Source organism: Bradyrhizobium viridifuturi, assembly GCF_001238275.1.
GTDB classification, from domain to species: domain Bacteria; phylum Pseudomonadota; class Alphaproteobacteria; order Rhizobiales; family Xanthobacteraceae; genus Bradyrhizobium; species Bradyrhizobium viridifuturi.
Window position 1 is genome coordinate 1 of sequence record NZ_LGTB01000052.1, and the last position, 24,197, is coordinate 24,197.

The 24,197-nt window shown below is 65.4% G+C and carries 17 protein-coding genes, 1 tRNA gene and 3 pseudogenes; 12 read left to right on the forward strand and 9 right to left on the reverse strand.

Annotation, left to right across the window (positions count from 1 at the left end; translation table 11 throughout):
- The coding region (locus ALC15_RS42435) for an acetyl-coenzyme A synthetase N-terminal domain-containing protein (RefSeq protein ID WP_157860964.1) at positions 1-168 on the reverse strand (168 nt) is incomplete at its 3' end.
- Positions 169-366: 198 nt separating this feature from the next.
- Between ALC15_RS42435 and ALC15_RS35260 the strand changes: the two genes are divergently transcribed.
- Positions 367-879: a DUF2059 domain-containing protein gene (locus tag ALC15_RS35260; RefSeq protein WP_063781912.1), complete on the forward strand. Its 513-nt coding sequence runs from the start codon at positions 367-369 to the stop codon at positions 877-879.
- Between the two features lie 274 nt (positions 880-1,153).
- Complete coding sequence (locus ALC15_RS35265; protein ID WP_050631278.1) at positions 1,154-2,329, forward strand: DNA topoisomerase IB; 1,176 nt, start codon at positions 1,154-1,156, stop codon at positions 2,327-2,329.
- Between the two features lie 164 nt (positions 2,330-2,493).
- On the opposite strand, the pseudogene ALC15_RS35270 reads toward ALC15_RS35265, so the two are convergent.
- Positions 2,494-2,906: pseudogene (locus ALC15_RS35270) on the reverse strand (EVE domain-containing protein).
- A gap of 96 nt (positions 2,907-3,002) precedes the next feature.
- Positions 3,003-4,114 (reverse strand): annotated as a pseudogene (locus tag ALC15_RS35275) (alpha/beta hydrolase).
- A 204-nt stretch (positions 4,115-4,318) separates the two neighbouring features.
- Here ALC15_RS35275 and ALC15_RS35280 point away from each other — a divergent pair.
- Positions 4,319-5,080, forward strand: coding sequence for a haloacid dehalogenase type II (locus tag ALC15_RS35280; RefSeq protein WP_050631279.1), 762 nt, complete (start codon positions 4,319-4,321; stop codon positions 5,078-5,080).
- A 6-nt stretch (positions 5,081-5,086) separates the two neighbouring features.
- On the opposite strand, the gene ALC15_RS45230 is transcribed toward ALC15_RS35280, so the two are convergent.
- Together ALC15_RS45230 and tsaD are read right to left on the reverse strand one after the other, a co-directional pair.
- On the reverse strand, positions 5,087-6,064 hold the full coding sequence (locus tag ALC15_RS45230) for an NAD(P)H-dependent glycerol-3-phosphate dehydrogenase (RefSeq protein ID WP_200914729.1): 978 nt from the start codon (positions 6,062-6,064) through the stop codon (positions 5,087-5,089).
- A 13-nt stretch (positions 6,065-6,077) separates the two neighbouring features.
- Positions 6,078-7,150: pseudogene (gene tsaD, locus ALC15_RS45235) on the reverse strand (tRNA (adenosine(37)-N6)-threonylcarbamoyltransferase complex transferase subunit TsaD).
- Between the two features lie 173 nt (positions 7,151-7,323).
- Here tsaD and ALC15_RS35295 point away from each other — a divergent pair.
- The 5 genes from ALC15_RS35295 to ALC15_RS35315 all read left to right on the forward strand — a co-directional run bounded on the left by ALC15_RS35295 (position 7,324) and on the right by ALC15_RS35315 (position 14,419).
- Entirely contained in the window at positions 7,324-8,052 is a 729-nt protein-coding gene (locus ALC15_RS35295) for a uroporphyrinogen-III synthase (protein ID WP_050631280.1), read from the forward strand.
- A 189-nt stretch (positions 8,053-8,241) separates the two neighbouring features.
- On the forward strand, positions 8,242-9,489 hold the full coding sequence (locus ALC15_RS35300) for a COG4223 family protein (RefSeq protein ID WP_050631281.1): 1,248 nt from the start codon (positions 8,242-8,244) through the stop codon (positions 9,487-9,489).
- A gap of 20 nt (positions 9,490-9,509) precedes the next feature.
- On the forward strand, positions 9,510-11,294 hold the full coding sequence (locus ALC15_RS35305; RefSeq protein WP_050631282.1) for a heme biosynthesis protein HemY: 1,785 nt from the start codon (positions 9,510-9,512) through the stop codon (positions 11,292-11,294).
- Between the two features lie 110 nt (positions 11,295-11,404).
- Positions 11,405-11,480 (forward strand) — tRNA-Thr (locus ALC15_RS35310).
- Between the two features lie 341 nt (positions 11,481-11,821).
- On the forward strand, positions 11,822-14,419 hold the full coding sequence (locus ALC15_RS35315; RefSeq protein ID WP_157860965.1) for a glycosyltransferase family 4 protein: 2,598 nt from the start codon (positions 11,822-11,824) through the stop codon (positions 14,417-14,419).
- 265 nt (positions 14,420-14,684) lie between these two features.
- Here the strand turns inward: ALC15_RS35315 and ALC15_RS35320 are convergent, their stop codons facing one another.
- Together ALC15_RS35320 and ALC15_RS35325 are read right to left on the reverse strand one after the other, a co-directional pair.
- Positions 14,685-16,871 (reverse strand): carboxypeptidase-like regulatory domain-containing protein, encoded by a 2,187-nt coding sequence (locus ALC15_RS35320; RefSeq protein ID WP_050631315.1) that lies wholly within the window; start codon positions 16,869-16,871, stop codon positions 14,685-14,687.
- A 292-nt stretch (positions 16,872-17,163) separates the two neighbouring features.
- Positions 17,164-18,231, reverse strand: coding sequence for a hypothetical protein (locus tag ALC15_RS35325; RefSeq protein WP_244486395.1), 1,068 nt, complete (start codon positions 18,229-18,231; stop codon positions 17,164-17,166).
- 311 nt (positions 18,232-18,542) lie between these two features.
- Between ALC15_RS35325 and ALC15_RS35330 the strand changes: the two genes are divergently transcribed.
- Positions 18,543-18,971 (forward strand): hypothetical protein, encoded by a 429-nt coding sequence (locus ALC15_RS35330; RefSeq protein ID WP_050631285.1) that lies wholly within the window; start codon positions 18,543-18,545, stop codon positions 18,969-18,971.
- Positions 18,972-19,055: 84 nt separating this feature from the next.
- Here the strand turns inward: ALC15_RS35330 and ALC15_RS35335 are convergent, their stop codons facing one another.
- A complete protein-coding gene (locus tag ALC15_RS35335; protein ID WP_050631286.1) occupies positions 19,056-20,114 on the reverse strand; it encodes a polysaccharide deacetylase family protein in 1,059 nt (352 codons plus the stop codon).
- Positions 20,115-20,331: 217 nt separating this feature from the next.
- Between ALC15_RS35335 and ALC15_RS35340 the strand changes: the two genes are divergently transcribed.
- Both ALC15_RS35340 and ALC15_RS35345 read left to right on the forward strand, forming a co-directional pair.
- Positions 20,332-20,613 carry a hypothetical protein gene (locus ALC15_RS35340; RefSeq protein WP_094194315.1) on the forward strand — a complete coding sequence of 94 codons (282 nt, stop codon included), beginning with the start codon at positions 20,332-20,334 and terminating at the stop codon, positions 20,611-20,613.
- Positions 20,614-20,771: 158 nt separating this feature from the next.
- Positions 20,772-20,987, forward strand: coding sequence for a cysteine rich repeat-containing protein (locus ALC15_RS35345; RefSeq protein WP_050631287.1), 216 nt, complete (start codon positions 20,772-20,774; stop codon positions 20,985-20,987).
- Between the two features lie 6 nt (positions 20,988-20,993).
- On the opposite strand, the gene ALC15_RS35350 is transcribed toward ALC15_RS35345, so the two are convergent.
- On the reverse strand, positions 20,994-22,673 hold the full coding sequence (locus tag ALC15_RS35350; RefSeq protein WP_050631288.1) for an MFS transporter: 1,680 nt from the start codon (positions 22,671-22,673) through the stop codon (positions 20,994-20,996).
- Positions 22,674-22,824: 151 nt separating this feature from the next.
- On the opposite strand from ALC15_RS35350, the gene ALC15_RS35355 reads away from it, so the two are divergent.
- Positions 22,825-24,186 (forward strand): hydrolase, encoded by a 1,362-nt coding sequence (locus ALC15_RS35355; protein WP_050631289.1) that lies wholly within the window; start codon positions 22,825-22,827, stop codon positions 24,184-24,186.
- Positions 24,187-24,197 lie beyond the last annotated feature (11 nt).

Below are 24,197 nucleotides of genomic sequence, written 5' to 3' on the forward strand. Positions count from 1 at the left end.
GTTCTCGACCTTGGTGTAGGGCTTGATCCAGTCGATCCGCTTGCCGTGCTCGGCCCAGAAGCCGTTCGGGTCCTTGACCGAGTGCGCGTACATCTCGCGATATTTGGCGTCGTTGACATAAGCGCGCTTGGCCCACTCGGCCGACACGTCATAGATCTTCTCGGACATCGCTTTCCTCCACTCATTGCCGATCGCAAACGTCGCGACGGCAAGCCGTCTTGATCATTGCCGCGATTATGCGTTGCCGCATTCCGGCCCGGCAAGGAAAAAGGACTGTCACTTTTGTCGCGTCGAAGCCGGCAGACATCAGGCCGGCTTCCGTTTGTGATAAGACGGCTTACCGCAACGCATTGACGAGAGAAACCTATGCTCCATCGCCTGCTCCGGGTCACTGGTCTCTTGGTCGTAGTGATGTTGTCGGCTGTGCCGCTTGCCCGCGCCCAGAACGCCGCACCGGCGTCCTCACCTGAGGCGCTCGCCGTAGCAAAGGAATTGGTCACCACCATCCATCTGGTGGACCAATTCAAAGCGCTGATGCCGACGATCCTGAAAAGCCTCAAGCCGGCCATCGTCCAGGGCCGCACCGATGTCGACCGCGACTATGATGCCGTGACGCCGGTATTGCTCGAAAGCTTCCAGACACGGTTCAGCGAATTGTCCGACGCCATGGCCATCATCTACGCGAACAACTTCACCCCGGATGAACTGCGCGGCCTGATCGCCTTCTACAAGAGCCCCGTGGGGCAGAAATTGCTCGCGAAGACGCCCGCGGTGACGCAGCAATCCCTGATTGCCGGCCAGAAGTTCGGCCAGTCGGTGGGTGTCGATATGAAGCAGCGGGTCATCGAGGAACTGCGCAAGAAAGGGCACGATCTCTGACCTGTTCGCGCGGCAGGTCGTGCAGATCGACCCCTTGGCATCCGGTTCCCGGCCGGTGCTCCCGCCATTTTGACCGGTCCTGGAGGAGCCAAAATCAAGGTTAGCGGGCGAATGGCACCCATGAAAGGTAATCAGAAACCGTCAATAACCGATTCGCGACTCGCAATGTCGGCCCTGACGCCCTAAATCGCCAAACCGAGGCCCACGGCCACCGGAACGAAGCCCGAAGCAACGGCATTACCGGGAGAACAGCGGAACAAGGCGTCTGACGAGTATGATGGATCAGCAGAACATCGCGGCTGTGCGGCCCATGTCCGCCGATCCCGCTGTCGCCTTGGCGAAGGCGCTGGGCCAATGGCCCAAGCCGCCGCAGGCAAAGTTGCCGCCGCGAGCCAAGATCAAGCTCGACGCTTCGGCCGCCATCAAGACCTCCGTCGAGGATCTCGCCCGCGACCTGGGCCTGCGGCTTGGCGACCAGAACGAGCTGACCATCCGCCGCGTCAAGCGCGGCAAGAATTATTCGTTCGTGCGCGCCAATGGCTCGCGTGTCCGCGACGCCCGCACGATCCGCCGGCTGCACGCGATGGCGATGCCGCCTGCCTATCGCCAGGTGCGCTACTCCACCGATCCGAACACGCATCTGCAGGCGGTCGGCCTCGATGCCGCCGGACGGCTGCAATATCGCTATCACGCCGATTGGGAGAAGGTCCGCGAGCAGCGCAAGGCGCACCGCCTAGCCAAGCTGGTGGCCGCGCTGCCGAAGATCCGGCGCAAGGTCTCGGCGTTCCTCTCCGGCGACGAGCCGACCCGCGAATTCGCGCTGTCGGCGGTGATCGAGCTGATCGCGCGCACCGCGATCCGGCCCGGCAACGAATCCTATGCTCGCCTCAACGGCACCCGCGGCGCCACCACGCTGCTGAAGTCCAACGTCACGCTGGAAGACGACAGCCTTGTGCTGACCTTCAAGGCCAAGGGCGGCAAGGCCGTGCGCAAGGAATGCGACGCGGCCAAGCTGGTGCGCGCGATCGGCATCCTGCGCGGCGTTCCGGGCAAGCGCATGTTCCAGTATTACGACCGCTCCGGCGTGGTGCGGGCCGCCTCGACCACGGCGGTGAACGCGTTCCTGCGCGAGCTCGCCGGCATCAAGATCTCGCTGAAGGATTTCCGCACCTTGATGGCGTCGGCCGTCGTCGTGGAATCGCTGTCGCGGATCACCCCGGCCGCCAGCCAGCGCGGCCGCAAGCGCCAGGTGCTGGACGCAATCCGTGCCGCCGCCGACCAGCTCTCCAACACGCCGGCGATCTGCCGCAAGAGCTACGTCCACGACACCATCGTTACCGCCTTCGAGGACGGCATCCTCGAACGCTTCGCCGCGACGATGGGCGGCTACCGCACCCAGAGCAAGCGCGAGCAGTTGCTGGCGCAGGTGGTGCTGGCGGCGGGGGCGTAAGCTCAGCATCCCCCATCGTCATCCCGGCCAAGCGAAGCGCGAGCCGGGACCCATAACCACAGTAGCCAAACATTCGAGTGAGTTGGGGCCGCAGCGAGCTTCGACAACGCAGCCCTGTGGTTATGGGTCCCTGCTTTCGCAGGGACGACGGTTGAGATGGAACGCTACAGCCCGCCCATCTTGCAGACCATCTTCCATTCCTCCGATGTCACCGGCTGCACCGAGAGCCGCGAATATTTCACCAGCGCCATGTCGGCGAGTTTCTTGTCGGCCTTGATCGCGGCCATCGTCACCGGTGTCTTCAGCGGCTTGTCGGCCTTGATGTCGACGCAGACGAACTTGCCGGTCTTGTCGGTCGGATCGGGATAGGCTTCCTTGATGATCTCGCGATGCCGACGATCTCCTTGCCCTCGTTGGAGTGATAGAAGAATGCCTTGTCGCCCTTCTTCATGTTGACGAGGTTCTGCCGTGCCGTGAAGTTGCGCACGCCGGTCCACGCCTCGCCCTTCGCGCCCTTGGCGACCTGCTGGTCCCACGACCAGACCGACGGCTCGGATTTCACCAGCCAGTAATTCATCGCGACTCACCCCGTTCCTGAACGCCGATTGAGCGGCAATCTACAGGCAGCCGGACGCCCGCGACAAGCACAGGCGTCGCGTCTCGATGGCAGCGCTCACTGCTTCAGATATCGATCGAAGAACTTGGCGATGTCGGTGAACGCCTCCCTGGTCTCGGGCGCATCGATGTTCATCTGATACTGCGCGTGAGACTGCCCCTCATAGACATTGAGATCGGCGATCACGCCGGCGCGGCGCAATTTGCGATGGGTGCGAACCGTGTTGCTGAGGAACAGGTCGCGCGTGCCCGAGGTCAGGATGGTCGGCGGGAAACCCTTGAAGTCGCCGTAGATCGGCGAGATGTAGGGATTCTTCAAGCTGGCTCCGTTGGCATAAAGCTTGGCCGCGCGGCCGAGCCAACCGTCCCAGGTCACCAGCACATTGTCGACCCATTCATTACTGGTGTAGCTGTCGCCGATCTTGTCGATGTCGGACCATGGCGTGCCCGGCGCGATGGCGGCGGGCAGCGGCAGCTTCTCGTCCTTGGCCCGCAACACCATCGCCAGCGTCATCGCGCCGCCGGTCGAGGTGCCGAGGATCGCCAGCCGGTGGCGCTCGTGTGATTTCAGGACTTCCTTCCACACCGCCATCGCGTCGTCCATCGCGGCCGGATACGGGAAGTCCGGCGGCATCCGGTAGTCGATCGAGATGACCTTGTAGCCGCCGAAGCCCGCCATCATGATGCTTCCGGCAGCGCCGCCTCGCCGGGGCCGAACACGTAGCCGCCGCCGTGCACATGGATCAGCAGGCGCCGCCGGTTCTCGAGCGCGATCTTGTTCGGCGTCACGATATAGCAGTGCACGCCGGCAAGTCTGGTTTCCTCGACCTTGACGCCGAGCTTCGCCTTCATCGCCGGAATATTCGCGATGGCCTCCTTGGCGCGACGATCGATCAGCTCCTTCCATTCCGCTGGTGTCTTCGGGTCGGCGTTGAAATGCGGCGGATAGGGCGTGCCGATCATCGCCTGCATCTCGGGGGACACATCGGTGGTGGGATTGCCGATTGATTTGAGCGGTGCAACCCGCTTGCCGTTGTCGGCATTGGCGGCCGCTTCGATCTTTGCGAGGTCGTCGTAGGAGGTCGTGGTCTGGGCGCGGGCTGCGGTGGACGAGGCGGCGATGGCAACGGCGAAGCTGATCAGGAGGATGGCGCGATGCGGTTGACGCATGGGTTTTTCCTTGGGACCCGTTTCTCGATTGTTCGACCGGGATCCGACGGTTGGCCGCCACGCTAGTACGGCAGGTTCAGTCCGTGAAGGGAGGTCTGCAGGCGCTGATTGTTCTGAAATCTGGAATGATCTCTGCCGAAATCCGGCAATTGTGCCGTGACGCTTTTCCTGTGAACGGTGCCGGCCCGTCTTGCAGGAGATTACATGCTTCTGAATCGCCGGACCTTCACCGCCCTCACCGCAGCTTCCGTTGCGGCGGCGGCAGTGCTGCCGCACCAGGCCCGCACCGCAGGCCGTCCATCGTTCAAGGCCATTGCCTTCGACGGCTTTCCGATCATCGATCCGCGTCCGGTGTTCGCGCGGGTGGACGAGATGTTTCCGGGCAAGGGCGCCGAGTTGAGCGCCTCCTGGCGAACGCGGCAGTTCGAGTATGGCTGGCTCAGGACTCTCGGCGGACGCTACACCGATTTCTGGCATATCACCGAGGACGCGCTCGTCTTCGCAGCCAAGGCCATGAAGATCGATCTGTCACCGGAACAGCGCGACCGTCTGATGCAGACATATCTGGAGCTGAAGGCGTGGCCCGATGTTCTGCCGGCGCTCAGGCAACTCCGCGCGGCCGGCGTGCGCATGGCGTTCGTGTCAAATCTCACCGCGTCGATGCTCGATGCTGTGGTCAGGAATTCCGGGCTGGAAGGACTATTCGAGCCTCACCTCTCGACCGACAAGGTTCGCGCCTTCAAACCCGACGCCCGCGCCTATCAGATGGGTGTCGATGCCTTCGGGCTGCGCAAAGAGGAGATCGTCTTTGCGGCGTTTGCGGGCTGGGATGTCGCTGGAGCGAAGTGGTTCGGCTATCCGACCTTCTGGATCAATCGCGCCCATGCGACCGTCGAGGAGCTCGGCGTCATGCCCGATGGAATCGGATCAGGATTGAACGATCTCGTCACCTTCGCGACCGCGTGACGCGTGTTACTCGGCCTTGAATGGCCGCGTCAGCAAGCCCTCGATCGCGGCATCGATCGTCAGGCGGTCGCTCAGGATTGCGGCAACCGCGTTTGACACCGGCATATCGACCTTCTGCGCTGCGGCGAGCTCGCACAACACCGGCGCGGTGAACGCGCCTTCGGCGAGCTTGCCGACCGGTGCCGCTTCGCCGCGTCCGAGCGCGAGGCCGAGCGCGAAATTGCGCGACTGCGCGGTCGAGCAGCTGAGCAGGAGATCGCCAAGCCCCGAGAGGCCGGAAAGCGTTTCGGTGCGCGCACCGCAAGCGCGGCCCAGGCGTGCGAGCTCGCTGAAGCCGCGCGTGGTCAGGGCAGCGAGCGCGGAGGCGCCGAGGTTCTTGCCGACGACGATGCCGGCGGCGATCGCCAGCACATTCTTGGCCGCGCCACCGATCTCGACACCGCGCACGTCCGTGGTGTGGTAGGGCCGGAACGTCGCCGAGCCGAGCGCCTGGACCAGTGCGCGCGCGAGCGCTTCGTCCTTTGCCGCCAGCGTCACCGCCGTCGGCAATCCGCGCGCAACGTCGTCGGCAAAGCTCGGTCCCGACAGGATCGCAGGCACGGCGCGCGGCGCGGCTTCCGCGACCACCTCGGTCATGAATTTGCGCGTGCCGTGCTCGACGCCCTTGGCGCAGGCAATCACCGGTGTGTCGGGTTTGAGGTGCGGCGCAAGATGTCCGACCGCTGCGCGCAGATGCTGCGCCGGGGTCACCGCGAGGATGATGTCCGCGCGCGCGGTCGCGGCGATATCCGATGTCACTGCGATGCTTGGCTGAAGCTGGACGCCGGCCAGCTTCGGATTGACCCGCGTGGCCTGGATCTGCGCCGCATGTCCGGCATTGCGCGCATACAGCGTCACCTTGCGCCCGGCGCGTGCCGCGACCTCGGCCAATGCCGTGCCCCAAGCGCCGGCTCCGATCACGCTGACTGACATGTGCGCGGGCATTGGACCCCTCGGTTCAATATCCGGCGCGGCTGTTGGCGTGGCCGGCCGGCGCTTGGCGTTGGCGTCGAGCAGCCAGCGGGCGCGCGGCGGCGCTTCGAGCGTGTCGATGAGTCCGAGCGCCATTCGCTCGGCGCCGGCCCAGGCGATCATCGCGCCATTGTCGGTGCAGAGCGCCGGCGGCGGAATGATCAGCGTGGTCTGCGCTTTCGCGGCGACATCCTGCAGCGCGCTGCGGATGGCGTGGTTGGCGGCAACACCACCGGCTGCGACCAGCGCGCGCGGCGTGCCGAAGCGTTCCTGGAACAGCCGCAGGCCGACGGTCAGCCGGTCCGCGGTCGCTTCCAGCACGGCGGCCTGGAAGCTCGCGCAGAGGTCGCTGATATCCTGCGGCTCCAATGGCTCCAACCGGCTCGCTTCATTGCGCACCGCCGTCTTCAATCCCGACAGCGAGAAGTTCGCATCGGGACGGCCGAGCATCGGGCGCGGAAAGGCAAACCGCGTCGGGTCGCCGCCGGCCGCCGCGCGCTCGACCTGCGGTCCGCCGGGATAGGGCAGCGACAGCATCTTCGCCACCTTGTCGAACGCCTCGCCCATCGCATCGTCGACCGTGGTGCCGAGCCGGACATATTCGCCGACCCCGACCACCGCGACGATCTGGGTGTGGCCGCCCGAGGCCAGGAACAGGCAATAGGGAAACGCCAGCGCGCAGGTCAGCCGCGGCGTCAGCGCGTGCGCCTCGAGATGGTTCACCGCGATCAGCGGCGTGTCGTGCACCATCGCGATTGCCTTCGCGGTGGTGAGGCCGACGATCACGCCGCCGATCAGGCCGGGACCGGCGGCGGCCGCCACCGCCGACAATTGTCCGTAGCCGACGCCGGCCTCCTTCATGGCGGTAGCGACGATGCCGTCGAGCAGGTCGACATGGGCGCGCGCCGCGATCTCCGGCACCACACCGCCGAAGCGGGCATGCTCCTCGGTCTGCGAGCGGACGACGTTGGACAGAATCCTTGCCTGTCCGTCAGCCTGGCGCTCGACCACGGCGGCTGCGGTTTCATCGCAGGTGGTCTCGATCCCCAACACCAGCATCGGTGGTTCGTGTCCCAAATTCGGCCCTTGTGCTACCAGCATGATCCGGACAGGCCGGAACCGGTTTCCGGCAAGATCATGCTCATCAAATGTCCCCTCCGGGGTAGCATTGCGAGGTCTGAAAGTGCAATCGGTCGGCAAGGTCCAATTTCCGAGGCTGGAGGCCTGACCCCGTGACCATCCTTGTCACACGACCGCATCCGGACAGTGACGCGACGCTCGCGACGCTGCGCCAGCGCGGCTACGAGGCCCTCGCGGCGCCGGTGCTGCGCTTCGAGCCGCTGCCGTTCCGTGACGATGATGCGGACTATGAGGCGGTCATCCTGACCAGCGCCAACGCGCTGCGGGCGATCGATCTCGGCGCCAGCCGGCTGCTGCGGCTGCCGCTGTTCGCGGTGGGCGCGCATACCGCCGATGCCGCGCGCGCGGCGGGCTTCGACAAGGTGATCGTCGCCAAGGGCGACGCGATCTCGCTGCGCGATCTCGTGCTCGCGCGGGTCAAGGCCGGCGAGCTGCCGGCGTCCGCCATGCTGCTCTACCTCGCCGGCGCCGACCTGTCGCGCGATCTCGCCGGCGAACTCAGCGAGGGGGGCCTGACCGTCGTCACCCACACCACCTACCGGATGGCGCCGGTGGCCGCCCTTCCAAGGGAGGTCAGCGACGCCTTCATGGCGAACCGGATCACGGCGGTGCTGCATTATTCCCGCCGCAGCGCGCAGGCCTTCCTGGACACAATCCGGGCCGACGGTCTGGAGATTTCGGCGCTCGCGCTGCCGCAGTGCTGCATCTCGGCTGCGGTGGCCACGGTGCTCCATGACGCCGGCGCGACCAATGTGGTGGTGGCGGCGCGCCCGGACGAAAACGCCCTGCTGGAGGCGCTCGACCGTACAATGCGGCCGTGAGCGGAATAATTCTTTCGTCTGACCATGATGTTAGGCAATGCTCCGGTTTTCGGATCGTGCTCTAAGAGCCTGACGGAGCGGGTCGCGTTAAGGTAACGCGACCAAACAAATGGATGAGGGCATGATCCGATTCAATCGGGTCGGATCATGCTCTAGAATGTGCGGCCAGTAGTTTTGAGGACCCTCGCGATGGCTGAAGAAAGGCCCGACGACACAGGACCTTCGCCGGATTCCCGGCCCAAGCGCGCGCCGCCGACCATCGATCTGCAGGCGACCGAGATCTCCAGCGAACCGTCGAAGGCCGAGGCCAGCGCGGACGCCGCCAACGACGCTGACAAGGCCGCGGAGGCAGCTGCGCCTGCGGCGGAGCCGCATCCCGATCCTGCCCCTCATGCAGAGCCGCAGCCGGAGGCCGCATCCGCCGCGCCGGATACCGAGCCGTCGCGGCCGGTGTCGCCCTGGGTGGTGGCGCCGGTGTCGGGCGCGGTCGCCGCCGCGCTGGTGATCGGGGTCGGCTGGCTGCTCGGCTGGCCCTCGGTGCCGTCGGCGTCCGCGCCGCAGCCCGGCGCCGCAACGATCGACGAACTCGGCACGCGCCTGACCGCGCTCGAAACAAAGGCGAGCCGGCCGGCCGCTGCGGTCGCCGATCCCGCGGCAACCGCAAGGCTCGAGGCACTCGACAAATCGATCGCCGCACTGCGCACCGAGCTTGCCGCGACGCGGGCGCAATCCGACAAGCTTGCCACTGCGGCCAATGACGCGAAGTCTGCGCCACGCGATGGCGCGGCGGCGCCTGACATCTCCGGCATCACGGCGCGCATCGACAAGGTCGAGGGTGCGGTGAAGGCGCAGGGCGCCGCGATCGCCAAGCAGGACAGCAAGATCGCCGACACCAAGGCCGAGGCGAAGGCGGATGACGTGCCGCTGCGCCGCGTGGTCGCGGCGTCGCTGCTCGACGTCGCGGTGCGTCACGGCGATCCCTATGCGTCGGCGCTCGAGGCCGCCAAGGCGATCACCGACAATCCCGACATGCTGAAGCCGCTCGACGTGTTCGCTGCGTCAGGCGTGCCGAATCCGAACCAGCTGTGCCGCGAGTTGATCGAGATCGTGCCGAAGCTTGCGCCGCCGCCGCCGGAAGCTGCTGCGGCCAGCGCCGGGCTGGTCGACCGCCTGCAGGCCGGCGCATCCAAGCTGATCCGCATCGAGCGGACCGACGGCACGGGCACCGACCGCGGCAGCATCGTCGCGCGCGTGACATCGGCCGCCGTACATAATGATCTCGCCTTGACCGAACGCGAATTGAAGTCGTTGCCGCCGGCCGATCGCACCGCGGCTCAAGCCTGGCTCGCCAAGGTGGACGCACGCCGCGCCGCGCTCGACGCGTCGCGGAAATTTGCCGACAACGCCATGGCGGCGCTCGCCACGGTCAATCAATAGATTCTTGCAATGGGTTCTTGATGATCCGGATCATTCTGTTCCTGCTGCTGATCGCGCTCGCTGCAATGGGTGCCGCCTGGTTGGCCGATCAGCCCGGCGATCTCGTGCTGAATTGGGGCGGCTTGCGGCTGACGTCCAAGCAGCCGATGTACCTGCTCGGCCTTATCATCGTCGTCGCAATGGTCGCCGGCATGGTCCTGCGCGCGCTGTGGAAGGTCCCCGGGCACATCCGCCGCGGCCAGCGCGAGCGGCGCCACGCCCGCGGCCGTCACGCCATCACGCAAGGCCTGCTCGCGATCGGGCATGGCGATTCCTCTGCGGCGCGTGCGCATGCCGAGGTGGCGCGGCGTCACGCGGCAGGTGATCCGCTGGCGCTGTTGCTGCACGCGCAATCGGCGCAGCTCGACGGCGACCGCGACGGCGCGCAGCGCGCCTTCCGTGCCATGGCCGAACGCGCCGACACGCGGCTGCTCGGCCTGCGCGGCCTGTTCATCGAGGCGCAGCGCGCCGACGATCCGGTGGCGGCCGTGATGATCGCCGAGGAGGCGCTGAAGATGTCGCCGTCCTCGTCATGGGCCTCGCATGCGGTGCTCGGCTTCTGCTGCGCCAAGGGTGATTGGGCCGGCGCGCTGTCGATCATCGACAACAACCAGACTGCCGGGTTGATCGACAAGGCGACCTATCGGCGGCAGCGCGGCGTGCTGCTGACGGCGCGCGCGCTGGAATTCGAGACCGTCGATCGCGACCTGTCGCGCTCGAGCGCGATGGAGGCGCTCAAGCTGGCGCCGACGCTGATCCCGGCCGCCGTGCTCGCGGCCAAGTTCGAGAGCGAAGCGCATCAGGTGCGCCGCGCGATGCGCATCGTCGAGACCGGGTGGCTGGCGCAGCCGCATCCCGACCTCGCCGACGCCTATTCGCATGTGCGGCTCGGCGATTCCGCGCGCCAGCGCCTGGTGCGGGTCGAGACGCTGGCGGCGAAGACGCCCGGCCATATCGAAGGCGCGCTGGCGATCGCGCGGGCCGCGATCGATGCGTCCGAGTTTGCCAAAGCGCGCGCGGCGCTGGAGCCGTTCACGGCGGCGCCGACGCAGCGCGTTGCGCTGCTGATGGCCGAGATCGAGCGCACCGAGCATGGCGACAGCGGCCGGGCGCGCGCGTGGACCCTGCGCGCGGTGCGCGCGCTGCACGATCCGGTCTGGACCGCGGATGGCTATGTCTCGGATCGCTGGCGTCCGGTCTCGCCGGTCACCGGCCGTCTCGATGCCTTCCAGTGGCAGACGCCGGTGGCCGCGCTGCCGTCCGACAAGGGCAATGCGATCGAGCCCTCGCCGTTCGAGGAGGCGATGCTGGCGCCGCGCCGGGTCGAGCCGCCCAAGGAGGTGGCCATCGAGCCGGAGGCGGCCAAGCCGCCGGAGGCAGCCAAGCCGGTCGAGGCGGTCGAGGTCAAACCAATTGAGCCCAAACCCGCGGAGCCTGCCATGCCGGCTGCGCAGGACAACGCCCCGCTGCCGGCGGCGATCGAGGCCGAGCCATCCCCCACTTCAGCCGATTCCCCAGCACCGGAGCCGGCTCCGCCGCGGGCGGCCGAATCAGCGCCGCCTGCGCCGGCCCCCCTGTTCCGTTCCCGGACCGATCTGCCCAAGGCGGCGCCGGCGCCGATTCCGGCCGTGATCCCGATCATTCGGGCCCCTGACGACCCCGGCGTCGACGAGGACGGTGCCGTGGACGAGTTTGCGGAACAAATCGGCCCGCCCAAGGCCCAGGCGGGCGGTTGGCGCGGATTTCTGTCACGTTTGGGAAGCTAATTTGCGGTTAGATGGCAGGTGGGTTGGTTCGATAGCCGCGTTTTCCTTGCCAATCGGGGTCATGCCCGATATCAGGTGGCGCGCGAGCTCAGGCCGTCGCCGAACGGTTCGCCGCAATAGCTCAGTTGGTAGAGCACGTCATTCGTAATGACGGGGTCGGGGGTTCGAGTCCCTCTTGCGGCACCACTCCCCAGGAACATCTCCCGCCTCGATCCGCGGTCGCGCCTTGGCCGGCTGGATTCCCGCGCCGCACCATCCACTCACGATCGCCACCGCGACCAAGCCGCCATCACGGCAATTCGGTCCGCGCAAGCCGACTAAATGATGGGTGAGATCGGGCGCGACGTGGCGCAAAATTGCCGCACACGGAATCAGTATTCGCCGGTCGTACGATCCTGGGTTGTATGTGCTCGCGCGAAAGGTTTAATACTTTGAAACGCGGCTTAATACTTTGAAATGCGATTGCCGGGGGAATGGCGTTGGGACGCGAGGGTCATGAGAGCGAGCTTCAAGGACAGCTTGCGTTCGTGAACGAATTCCAGCGCGCTCACGACCGCCCGCTGCGCGTCCTGCATATCGGTAATATCGCGAACAACGCCTACAACAATGCTCTGATTCAGCGTCGCTTTGGCATCGAAGCGGACGTCGTTTGCTACAACTACTACCACGTCATGGGTTGCCCGGAATGGGAGGCCGCAAGCTTCGACGGCCGTGTCGACAACATGTTCCCGGATTGGTGGGCCACCGAGTTGGGCGGTTGGCGGCGACCGGATTGGTTTGTGCAAGGCCCCGTGCTCGATTGCCTTTCGTACCTTCGCGCGAAGAACGCCGGCGACAGTGAAGCCGCAACATTCTTCTGGACGCTGTTGCAGGCGCGATATTGGGAGATGCTTGACGGCATCGCCGCCGCAGAGAGTCGGGTCCGTCCGGAAGTGCCGGAGCATCTGGCTGAGGCGATCACGATTGCACGCGATTTTCAGGACTTCCAGGCCCAGAAGTCGGCAGAAATCCTGCAACTGCTCGATGAGCAGACCATCGCTCCGCCGGATTCGACCATAGAGCCTGCGCTCTCCGCCGTTTCGCCGACGTCATCAGAGATCGCCTCGCCGGATCCGCTGACTGAGCGAGGCCGCTCAGGCGCCAACGAAGATCCGGCGTTTCGCGGCTCGCGATCGCCAGATCCGGAGGGACCGGGCCGCCTGATATCGATTTATCGCGCCTTGCTCACGAAGCATGTGTTTGCTCATTTGCACCGCGAGGCGGAAACCGGAATTGCCGCCGGGCCGAGTTTGGCAGTCGCAATCTGGCGAAGCCAGAGACGCAGCCGCGGCCTGCCGCGCTTTGGATTCGAGTTTCCCCCTGGCGTCTTCACGATCCCGGATCCCGACACCGCAGTGCCGGCTGCAAGCAAAGGCAACGAATATCGCGCGGTTCGCAGTCCGCAGCCGCCAGACCTCAAGGGACCAGGCCGCCTCTTATCGATTTATCGCGCCTTGCTCACGAAGCATGTGTTTGCTCATTTGCGGCGCGAGGCGGAATCCGGGGTTGTCCGCGAGCCGAGCTTGGCGGTCGCAATCTGGCGGAGCCAGAGACGCAGCCGCGGCCTGCCGTGCTTCGGATTCGAGTTTCCGCCTGAAGTCTTCACGATCCCGAATCCCGACGCCGCTGCGCCAACTGCAAGCGAAGACAACGACTATCGGTCGTTTCGCGGTCCGCAGCCGCCGGATCCCAAGCGGCCAGGCCGCCTGATATCGACCTATCGTGCCTTGCTCATGAAGCATGTGTTCATTCATTTGCGGCGTGAGGCGGAGACCGGCGTTGCCGCCGGGTCGAGCCTGGCGGTTGCCATCTGGCGAAGTCAGCGACACAGCCGCGGTCTGCCGCGTTTTGGATTCGAGTTTCCGGCCGATGCCTTCACGGCCGCGGATCCTGACACCGCGACGCCGGTTGCGAGCGAAAGCCATGTCCTTGCGATCCCGGATTCTGGCACCGCAGCGCCGGCCGCAAGCATGAGCGCGGCCGCCGACGTCGGAGCGTTGGTCATCCCCGTGGTCACCCGCCCGAACGTCAACGATCGTCCGGAGTTTCGCTACTTCGAAAAGTACGGCAAGGGAGAGGATCGAAACGCCCCGCAACGCGCGGCACTGCTTGGTGACGTGCTGCGGGAATTCACGGACTACCCGGCAGAAGCCCTGGTCTCCGTCGAAGCCTTCGCATCGTCCGTCGCCAATGAGTTTGCGGACGTGTTGGAGCATTACGACATCATTCAGGGGTATTCGATCGACGGGTTCATTCCGTTCATCAACGGATTCAAGAACTACACGTGTTATGAACACGGCACGCTGCGGGAAGTGCCTTTCGAGAAGACCTACAATGGCATTCTTTGTTCAGCGTCATACAAGAATGCGGCGTTCTCGTTCGTGACCAACTCGGACGTGCTGCCGTCCGTGAAGCGGCTCAGATTGAAGAGGGAGCGGACGGTTTACCTTCCGCACGCCTTCGATGATGAAAAGATTTCCACCTTTCGCGCAAGGCACAATATCCCGGAGCGGGACTCCAAGATCACCACATTCTTTAGCCCGACGCGGCATCACTGGCGCGCCGCACCTGTCTCGATGCAGAAGGGCAATGATCTCTTCTTGAGGGCCGCAGCGCAGGTTGCGCAGACGGATCGCGATTTTCGCATCATCCTGGTCGAGTGGGGCGTTGACGTTCACCGAAGCAGGGAGCTCATTCGGGAGCTTCGCATCGAAGACATGGTCTCGTGGATCCCGTCGCTCAACAAGGCGGAGCTTCGGCAGCTCTACTGCGCGAGCGACGTCGTGGTCGATCAGTTCAGGATCCCGGCGATGGGCGGAGTGACCTTTGAGGCCATGGCGCTCGGACGCCGGGTCATCACCAATCTTGATGAAGCCCAATCGGCGGAGTTCTTTGGAGTGGCTCCGCCCTGCCTGGTCGCCGACAGCATCGAGTCGTGTGCGGCCCGTATTTCCGAAGTTCTTGCCGATCCGCTGGACGACGATGGCCGCGGCGACGCCGCGCGTCGGTGGTTCGAGCAATGTCATTCCGCGCAGCGCGTGGTCGCGCTCCAGCTGGCCGCCTACAGGACGATTTGCGCCGCCTAGAGTTCTTCCCTACCACTTCGCTCAACGCCCTAGATCCGCACGCCGCACAGCCAGCTCATGATCGCAGTCGCGATCATGCACTCACACAGCCGCTCATGCGACGTGGCTAGTCTCCCGCCGACCGGCGATCAGCTCCGGCATCCGGCAATGTCCGCTCTGCCCCCAAACCAAAGGCGCGCGGTTCCTCCAACCCGGACGCCAGGCGTGCGAGCGCAGCCTGACCAAAGACGCGCGGAGCAGCGACGTCCTCGGTCGCGACGACTCTTCAATGCGCCAGTGGATCGGGGCGCAGTTGCAGCTTGTAGACGCGCGGCTGCTCCGATTTCCCGGTTTCGGCGTGAAACACCGCACGTGTACCCGACGTGGTCCACAGTCCACGTCCCTTCCACCCGCCGTTGGGGTCGTCGATGCGGCCGTCCACGTTTTTGGTGAAGAAGGACGCCGGGTAGGGGACGTGGAATTCGAGCATCTTGCCGCCGACCAGCGCAGTAATGGCCTCGCCGCCGTTTGTCATCGCGAGAGGCACGTCCTCACCGAGGCCGAAGGTGTTGAAGCGATCGACCCAGACATAATAGGCGTGGTTGGCGCTTCCTCTATTGTCGACCCCCTCGAACTGCGGACCGGGGAAGCGATAGACCGTCCAGCCCTCATAGCATTGTTCGCCGGTGACCGCCTTGGCTCCCGTCAATGGCTCCTTGCACTTCGATCGGTCGAAGCTCGCCAATTGGCCGCTCGACAGCGCGGTCCAGGCGACGCCCTTGCCGTCGATATCAAGACCGCGCGGCCCCCAGGTACCGGGCGGCGGCTGGAAAAGTTCGGCCAAAGCGGTGTTGGCGGGATCCGAACCGGGAATGAAGTGGACGAGATATCCCGGCTGATCCAGGTTAGAGAAGCCGCTGTCCATCGACTGACCCCAGATCGTGTCGTCGACCGGGCTCGCTTGGACGCCGTACCAACCTGCCACCACGCGCTTCTGCTTCGTGAGATCCACCGGCTGGCCGATCTCGACATACTCGCCACGTTTGCCCCATCCCGGGACGTCGACGATCAGCGGCGCCCAGCCTTGCGAAGTCTTGGCATCGTGGGTCTCCAGATACTTCCTGGTGTTCAGCCAGCCGACCGCGGGAAAACCTGCTCCACCGGCACTGGTCCACAACGTGTTGTCGCGATCATGCCCGAAGTAGAGATGCTGGGTGGTGAAGCAGGTGGGAATGAGCTCGAACTTCTTCGTCGCAGGATCATAGAGCGAGAGGTGACGTACCGACTCTTTCAGCGGCGCGACCTTGGCCGACGGATGATCGCCCCCTGCCTTGCACCAGTCGGGATTGTCCGCACTGCGGACGCGGGCTGCAAACCAGACGCGGTTGGCATCATCGATGATGAGATTGTGGTTGGAGGTGTGGCCATCCCAGATCGGCTCATCGCCCCAGAAAACCGAGGTTCCGAGCGGATCGTCCTTCACCGACGGTGTTCCTGGCATGAACGGGTGCTCGATGTTCCAGGTCTTGTTGTTCACGGGATCGAGGACCGGCACCAGGTCCGTCGATTCCTCCGGCGAGCCGTAAATGTAGCCGTTGGCATTGACGCGCGGATTGCGCTTGTCGGTCGAAATGGCGTCGTGCATGTAGTGTGTCGGCGACGCCCAATCCCAGAGTGTGACGACGACATTCCGCTCCAGCCCGGTGGGCCTCTGCGGTTTGGTCGCGGGCAATTGGCCCTCCGCGATCCGGTCTGTCCAATCCGCGAAAAGCGACAGACCAAGGTCCGGCCCGACGCGGGCGATGCCGGTCGCCATCCGCGTCATCGCCTGACCGGACTGAATTCGCCGCATCCACATCTCGGTCGAGTTCTTGAATTCCCCGAGCTCCTTGACGTGAGGCGAACGGATGTTTTCGCTTCCGAGCGCGTGACAGGACTGACAGGTGTTCTTGATGAGGTCGATCCAGTTTCCCTGGTTCTTCATGAAGCTCGGCACGTGATTGCCGTTATCGCCCGTGCCGGGAAACTGATCCGCTGCCGGGATTTTCAGCATCGCGTACCAATACATGCCGGGATAATATTTCGCAGCCGCGGCCGGGGTTGGCGCCAGCGTCGCATTCAGTCTGAGCTGCTGTCCCGGCTCGGCCTCCACACGGCTTGAATCGACCAGGCCGTAACCGCGGACCCAAACCTTGTATTTTGCCTTCGGCAGATCCGGAATGAGATAGCGGCCCGTGTCATCCGTAACGACGATCTTGGCGTACCTCGTCGGTAGCTCCGTCGTTTCGGCAATAACCCAGACGCCCCCTTCCGGTCCCGCAGTGCTCGAGACAATGCCGGCGATGTCGGTGGGCCCCGCAGAAACCTGCTCACCGGACTGAGCCGAAGCGGCCGATACCGCGGAAAAGATGGCGATAACGCCACCCAGAGAGCTGAACACCGCGCGCAATTGCGCTTTCCTGTTCACAGGCATCATCTCCCTTCCTCCGCTTTTTATTTTCGATTGGCAGCCTGCGACTTACGTTGGCTATGGGTCAAGGGCATTTTTGAAAGACGCTCCCGTGAGCAGGCCCGGCGGTTTCCTTGGCGAGCATTCGCAATGGCGCCGGCGGACACAGCCTACTCACCCGTCGTAATGACGGGGGCGGAGGTCCGAGTACCTCTCCCCGCTGCGACGCAGGAACTGTCCAGCCTGGAGACGTGGGTGACATCCCGTAGCGGCCTGGCGCGACAAAGCGGTACCAATTCGCAAGGCCGTCCTCCGCCTAGATCCGCACTCCGCACAATCCGCTCATGATCGCAATCGCGATCAGGGCACCGGCGGCAACACCGGTTGTCCAGATCTGGTTGGCAATTGTGGTGGCGACGCCGTGCGCGATCAGCACGCCGCGCAATCCTGAAGCCAGGTGGCCGAGGACGAAGAAGACACCAAGCGCGTAGTGCGGCACCAGGCGAATGCTCCAGGGGTCATGAATCAGGCCGGTCGGTGCTCCCGAGGCCCAGTCCCAATTGGTGTCGATGTGGTGCACGGCCCGCGCCGAGACGAATGCGGAATTCAGATGGGTGACGATGAACGCTGCGAGGTAGACGCCGGAGCCGATCTGAAACACGCGGTACGCATCCGCCGGCAGCGCGCTCCAGCGCCATGCCAGCCGCACACCGACGGCGATCTGGAACAGCATCAGGCCGACGAGGATCGGTTCGATCACGGAGGAGCGATAGACCGTGCGTCCGATCTTCATCACGGCGCCATGAACCTCGGGTCCGAACAGGCCCAGCAGATGATTGGTGAGATGAAACGCGACGTAGAACAGGATGATCGCTGCAGCGATGCCATGCGTGACGCGCCATTTGGCAATGGAGGGAGCAATCGCGGCTGACGTCGCCGGCCGTTCCGGCTCGCCGCCGAGCAGCACGTAGAGACCCGCGGCGAGCCAGGCCGCGACCCATACCAGCTCGTCGCTGACGGGGATGTGCAGCAGTCCGAGGCCGACGCCGGTCAGCACGAACAACGGCGGCGCACCGACGCTGATGTATGCGAGGCGCCGTGCACGCAGTTCGAACGACGAAGGCGCGGCCATAGTCATCCAATAGGCGCACGCAAGACCGAGCAAGGGCACGACCGTCGCGGCCAGCAGGCAGAGGGCCGCCAGGGCAAGTCGCCCGAATGACATTCGCCCATCGATTGGTGAGACCGCGAGGTGAAATGCATCGAGCAGGAACGGATAAGCCATCGCTCCAGCGACCGGGGTCATCGAACGGAGCTTTTCGGCGGCCGCATTCGCCAAACCATCATCGCCGGGCCGCACGCGACCTTGATCAAATGCACTCACTGAATTCTCCAGACTTCAAGCATCGTGAAAGAGAAGGCCAGACCGACGAATCTATTCCAGGTCATCATCGGAGGCGTGGCACACAAGCCCGTGCTGTCGACGCCAGCGTGCACGGGCGGACGTCGTCGTGTCGAGACCATGTCTCAGGGCCATAACCTACGGTGATACGAGGCCGCCGATAGGACCAAGTTCCAACAATCCGACTGGACTATGCCAATCTGTTGACCGCTGCTGTCCAGATGGCGTGAGGCATCTCACAAAGTACGCCGCTCGACCGCGCTATTTTCCCGCCCAACAACGGGAGAACAACAATGCGCAAACTCATCCTGATCGCGGCGATGGTTTTGATATCTGCCTCTGCGCAGGCGGGCGAACGAAGCCTGTCGTTGGGCGGGGCCGGGTCGCTGCCGGCGGCGGCGTCGAATTCGGTGATGACGGCAGGCAGGGTTGCCGATCCGCCGGTCGCGCCCGCCGTCGAGCCACCGGTTGCGCCAAAGTATGTTGAGCGCGCAGCGCCCGTCGCGCCGCCAGCTCCCGCTCCGCAGCAGCAAGCTCAGCCCGCCGCGCAGCAGGCGCCGGCGCAACAGCAAGCGAATGTTCGGCCATCAGTGCAATCGGACGCACGGCCGGCGCCGCAGCAGCCGACGACTTGGCACAGGTCGAGCCATCGCCGCCACGCGCGGCGCTGGACCGAGGGCCGCATCATCGGCGAGCTGCATCGCCACGGCATCTATTGGTAGACGCCGGCGGCGTCACAAACGAAAGCGCCCCTGGATCGGATCCAGGGGCGCCTTGCGTCGAGCGTGTTCAGTGCGTTGGCTGCGTTAGTCGGCGACCGTCTGCACGACGTTGCCGATCGGCCGGCCCGTTGCGATCGGCTTCTCGGTCTTTGCCATCATCGCGTCGTATTCGGGCAGCGTCTCGATCTGGGTCTTGGCCTTCATCCAGACCACCTTGTAACCGCCGGCCTTCAGCTTGCGCAGCAATGTCGGCAGCGCCTGCGCGGTATGCTTCTGCAAATCGTGCATCAGGATGATGCCCTTGTGCTCCTTGTCGAGCTTGGTCATCACGTTGTTGATCACCTCGTCGGAGCTCTTGGACTTGAAGTCGTTGGAGTCGACGTCGACCGAGAACATCGCGATGTTGCGGGTGCCGAGATAGGCAGTGGTCGCCGGCGTGTGCGCCAGTGCCGGGAAGCGGAAGAACGGAGCCGGATTGGCGCCGAGCGCCAGCTTCACCGCGCTAAAACCCTTCTCGATCTCGTCCTTGGCCTGCTGCTCGGTGATCTTCTTGCCCGCCAGATGTGCGTGCGACCAGGTGTGGGCGCCGATGGTGTGGCCGGCGGCGGCGACCTGGCGGAGGATGTCAGGGTGATAGGTGGTGTGCAGGCCGATCGGGAAGAACACCGCCTTGGTGCACTCGTCCGCCAGCGCCTTGAGCACGGCGGGCGTGGTCGGCCACGGACCGTCGTCGAAGGTCAGCACGACCTCATGGTCGGTCAGGAAGTCATATTGCTTGTACTGCAGGAAGCCGAAGCCCGGGCCACCTGTCGTGTCGACCACGACGGTGCGGCTGACGCCGAGCCCATCGGGATTGGCGCATTTGGGCATGGCCGCGACGGGGGCCGGCATCGGCGCCGGTGCGGGGGCGGCGGCCGGGGCTGCCGCCTGGGTGGCGTCGGCGCGCTTCGACAGCGCGGCGGTCGTGTCGACGTCGTCCCTGGCGGCCTGCTTTGCCGCCGCTGGGAGCGGATCGGCCTGGGCTGCTGCCGTTGTCTGCGGAGGAGCCGCGTCGGCACGCGGGGAGGAGGTCCAGAACCACACGCCGGCAATCACGATCGCCGCTACAACACTGGCCAGCATCAGGCCCAACGCACTACGCATCGCTACACACTCTCTCGGAACTTAAGGATACGCCACAGCCGTAACGAGCGATTAATGCCAACAAGGTCTTAACGCGGTCCCAACAAGGCGGCGGAACGACAAGAAAAAGCGGGCCTTATCCATGCGTGATGACCATCACAGTCGGCCAGCCCGCTCCCATGCAGGATCGGACCATCAAACAAGGGCCCGCGATTTGCGGCGCCGATGGGAGCCGATCATGACCGCCATCTTCAAGAGCCGGGTTCACGTCCGCAGCGCCAGCATCGCACTGGCGATTGTGACCACCGTTGCCGTGCTGTCGCCGACCGCGGGTTTTGCGTTCAGCGCCGAAGCGCAGCAGATGTGCACAGGCGATGCGTTCCGCCTGTGCAGCTCCGAGATACCGAACATCCCCAGGATAACCGCCTGCATGGTCAGGAATCGCTCCCAGCTGAGCAGCAGCTGCCGCGTCGTGCTGGATCGCGATCTCGCCGCGCAGCGCCGGGCCGCCGCGGAGTGATCTGCCGGCCTCGGTTGGGATGGACCTGCGGCGACGGGACGCAGGCCCGCCCCACGCCGTCACCTCGGGCCGAAACCAGCCGGCGCGCCAGTTTCAAGCTTCTTGGCAGCGCTGAAACGCTATAGAACCGGCGTTCTATTCCTTAGAGGCTTTGAGAGATGACCCGATTTCTGTTTGCCGTCGTTCCACTGGTTCTGCTGACGTCGGCCGCCTCGGCACAGCAGCAGGGGCGTGATGCCTGCTCGCGCGATGCCTCGCGGTTCTGCCGCGCCCATCTCAGCGAGGGCGATCAGGTCGTGCTGGCCTGCCTGAAGGAGCATCGCAGCCGGCTCAGCAAGGCCTGCCAGCAGACGCTCACCGATAACGGGCAGTAACCAGATTCACGTGCTGCTGCCTGCCGCGGTCGCGACCACCGGGATCACTTCCTTGGCGGCGCGGTCCGGGGTCTCGTCCTTCCAGCGTACCGAGCCGAACGGGCGCTCCAGCATCCGGCGCACCCGGATCGGCTCGGCGCCGATGTGGAAGTCGGCCGCCTTCTGATGCAGCTCGCGCTCGATCTGGGTGGCGCGGTTGCGCTGGCGCAGGAAATCGAGCCAGGTCGGACAATGATAGCGCTCGGTCCACAATTCGGGATCGGCGATGTCGCGCGCGATCGACCAGCCATAGGCGCCGTTGCGCTGACGGCTGAGCTGCACGTCCTGCATCACATTGTGGAAGGCGCGGGCGTTGTCCTGTGCCACCCGGTATTCGATCTCGACCACCAGCGGGCCGCTGCGGCCGGTCAGTTGCAGCCGCACTTCGGGATCGGCCAGCGTCTCGGTCGCGTCCTCGTTGCGCGCGCCGACCGGCGGCATCCGGAGCCAGATCCCGAGCAGCGGCGACAACAGCATCAGGCCGGCGGAGATCAACAGCGCCATCTCGACGCCGCCGAGGTCGGTGATGCGGCCCCAGCACCAGCTTCCGATCGCGATGCCGCCGGCGATCGAGGCCTGAAAGGCCGCCAGCGAGCGGCCGGCGACCCAGCGCGGCGCCGAGAGCTGCACGCCGATATTGAACAGCGCGATGGCCAGCATCCATACCGCGCCGGCAACCACCAGCGCGGCGGCGGTGATGACCGGCTGCTTGCTCACCGCGACGATCGCGATCGCAACGCCCATCAGCAGCGCGCAGGTCCGCACCGCGGCCTCGCCGCTGAGCCGGCTGCGGATCTCGCTGATGTTGAGTGCGCCGATCACCGCGCCCATGCCGAAGGCGCCGAGCATGATGCCGTAGGTCTGTGCGCCGCCGTGCAAGAGGTCGCGCGCCACCAGCGGCATCAGCGCCGAGACCGAGCCGCCGATGATGCCGGTCACCATGGTGCGGGTCAGCACGATCTTGATCGACGGTGAATTGGTGATGTAGCGCACGCCGGAGACGATGGCGCGGTTGAGCCGCTCGCGCGGCAGCCGCGACGGCTCGCTGACGCGATTCCACAGGAACAGCACCGCCAGCAGCGGCAGATACAGCACGGCATTGGCCGCGAAGGCCGCCACGGCGCCGGCGGACGCCACCACGATGCCGCCGATCGCGGGACCGAAGCTGCGCGCGATGTTGTAGCTGATGCCGTTCAGCGCGACCGCGGCGGGCAGCGTTTCCGACGGCACCTGCTCGCTGACCGAGGATTGCCAGGCCGGGCCGAACAGCGCCATGCCGCTGCCGACCACGAAGCAAAGCGCGAGCAGGACGTTCGGCGTCACCATGTTGAGCCAGGCCAGCACGGTCAGCGTGGTGGCGCCGGACAGCGCGATCGCCAGCGACACCAGCGCCACGATGCGGCGGTCATGCATGTCGGCGATGGCGCCGGCCGGCATCGAGATCAGCATCACCGGCAGCATCAGCGCGGTCTGCACCAGCGCCACCTTGTCGGCCTCCGCGGTCATCTGGGTCATCGCCCAGGCGGCGCCGACGCCCTGGATCAGGATGCCGAGATTGGAGAGCAGGCTGGCGAGCCAGATTCGCCGGAAGATTGAATGCCGCAACGGTGCAGTGATACTGTCTGGGCGCTTCGGCGGTTCGGTCATATCCGGTTCCGGTTGGCCTGCTATGGTTTGTTGAATGATTCCGGCTGCATCAACTGATGCCCGGCAAACGCGTGTCCTGTCCAGCGCTTACGGTATCCTTTAAGGGGGTAGGACACAGCTAAAGCCCTGAAAGGCTTGGGGAAGGGGATCAATGGCGCTGTCGCGGCGGAGATTTTTTCAAGGGGCCGGCGCCCTGACCCTGCTGGCGGGCCGCCTCCCTGTCCCGGCCTTCGCCCAGTCGGCGCCGGCTGGCGACATCCCGCCGATCCTGTTCGTGCACGGCAATGGCGATCACGCCGCGCTCTGGATGACGACGCTGTGGCGGATGGAGTCCAACGGCGTGCCGCGCGAACGGATGGCCGCAATCAATTTCACCGATCCGCTGGCGCGCGCCGACGACAAGGTCGAGCAGGCGGGCCGCTCCTCGACCGAGGATCAGCGCCGCGCGCTCGCCGAGGCGGTCAGGGAGCTCAAACAGAGCAGCGGCGCCGCGCGGATCGCGCTGGTCGGGAATTCGCGTGGTGGCAATGCGATCCGCAACACCGTCAAGAATGGTGGTGGCGGCGACATCAGCCACGCGGTGCTGTGCGGCACGCCCAATCACGGCGTCTATGCGTCCGACGACGGTCTCGGCAACGAGTTCAACGGGCGCGGTCCGTTCCTGCGCGGGCTGAACGATGGCGACAGCGAGGTGACCGCGGGCACCGCGTTCCTGACCTTGCGCAGCGACGGGCTCGACAAATACGCCCAGACCGACGGCCGCTTCATCGGCAAGCCGGGTACGCCGACCAACGTCACGACGGAGGGTCCGGCGCTGAAGGGCGCGACCAATCTGGTGCTCGGCGCGGTCGATCATCGCGAGACCGCGTATCATCCGCGCGCCTTTCGCGAGATCTACAGGTTCGTCGCCGGCCGTGAGCCGTCGCGGATCGAGATCGTGCCGGAGACGGCGGTGCGATTGAGCGGACTCGTCACGGGCACGCCGGGCGGTGTGCCGACCAACCGGCCGGTACCGGGCGCCGTGGTCGACATCTATCATGTGTCGGCAGAGACCGGCGAGCGCCTCGGCGGCCCGCTGCACAGCTCGCAGACCGGCGCCGACGGGCGCTGGGGGCCGGCGCAGGTCGATCCGTCCTGGCCACTCGAATTCGTGCTGACCTCGCCTGCTGCGGTGACGACGCACATCTATCGCTCGCCGTTTCCGCGTTCATCCGACATCGTGCATCTGCGCGCCGCGCGGCCCATGCCGCCGGCCGATGCTGGTGCAGGCGCCATCGTGCTGATGTCGCGGCCGCGCGGCTATTTCGGCCTGCCGCGCGATATCGTGCTGTTCGACGGCAAGGAGCCGGCCGACGTCAAATCCGGCGTGCCGACGGACGCGGTGACGACGTTGCGGCTCACCGCCGCCGAGGTCGGCCGTCCGGTCGCCGCGATCTTCAACGCCGAGCGCATCGTGATGCGGGCCTGGCCGGCGTCGGAGAACCGGATTGCGGTGGCCGAGCTGACTTATTAGGTCTGGTGGAG

Bases quoted from the DNA above. Each gene is read 5' to 3' on its own strand.
- ALC15_RS35345 (WP_050631287.1), top strand. From the start codon at position 20,772: ATGACCCGATTTCTGTTTGCCGTCGTTCCACTGGTTCTGCTGACGTCG.
- ALC15_RS35355 (WP_050631289.1), top strand. From the start codon at position 22,825: ATGGCGCTGTCGCGGCGGAGATTTTTTCAAGGGGCCGGCGCCCTGACC.
- ALC15_RS35280 (WP_050631279.1), top strand. From the start codon at position 4,319: ATGCTTCTGAATCGCCGGACCTTCACCGCCCTCACCGCAGCTTCCGTT.
- ALC15_RS35300 (WP_050631281.1), top strand. From the start codon at position 8,242: ATGGCTGAAGAAAGGCCCGACGACACAGGACCTTCGCCGGATTCCCGG.
- ALC15_RS35320 (WP_050631315.1), bottom strand. From the start codon at position 16,871: ATGCCTGTGAACAGGAAAGCGCAATTGCGCGCGGTGTTCAGCTCTCTG.
- ALC15_RS35340 (WP_094194315.1), top strand. From the start codon at position 20,332: ATGACCGCCATCTTCAAGAGCCGGGTTCACGTCCGCAGCGCCAGCATC.
- ALC15_RS45230 (WP_200914729.1), bottom strand. From the start codon at position 6,064: ATGCCCGCGCACATGTCAGTCAGCGTGATCGGAGCCGGCGCTTGGGGC.
- ALC15_RS35260 (WP_063781912.1), top strand. From the start codon at position 367: ATGCTCCATCGCCTGCTCCGGGTCACTGGTCTCTTGGTCGTAGTGATG.
- ALC15_RS35330 (WP_050631285.1), top strand. From the start codon at position 18,543: ATGCGCAAACTCATCCTGATCGCGGCGATGGTTTTGATATCTGCCTCT.
- ALC15_RS35350 (WP_050631288.1), bottom strand. From the start codon at position 22,673: ATGACCGAACCGCCGAAGCGCCCAGACAGTATCACTGCACCGTTGCGG.
- ALC15_RS35265 (WP_050631278.1), top strand. From the start codon at position 1,154: ATGATGGATCAGCAGAACATCGCGGCTGTGCGGCCCATGTCCGCCGAT.
- ALC15_RS35335 (WP_050631286.1), bottom strand. From the start codon at position 20,114: ATGCGTAGTGCGTTGGGCCTGATGCTGGCCAGTGTTGTAGCGGCGATC.
- ALC15_RS35305 (WP_050631282.1), top strand. From the start codon at position 9,510: ATGATCCGGATCATTCTGTTCCTGCTGCTGATCGCGCTCGCTGCAATG.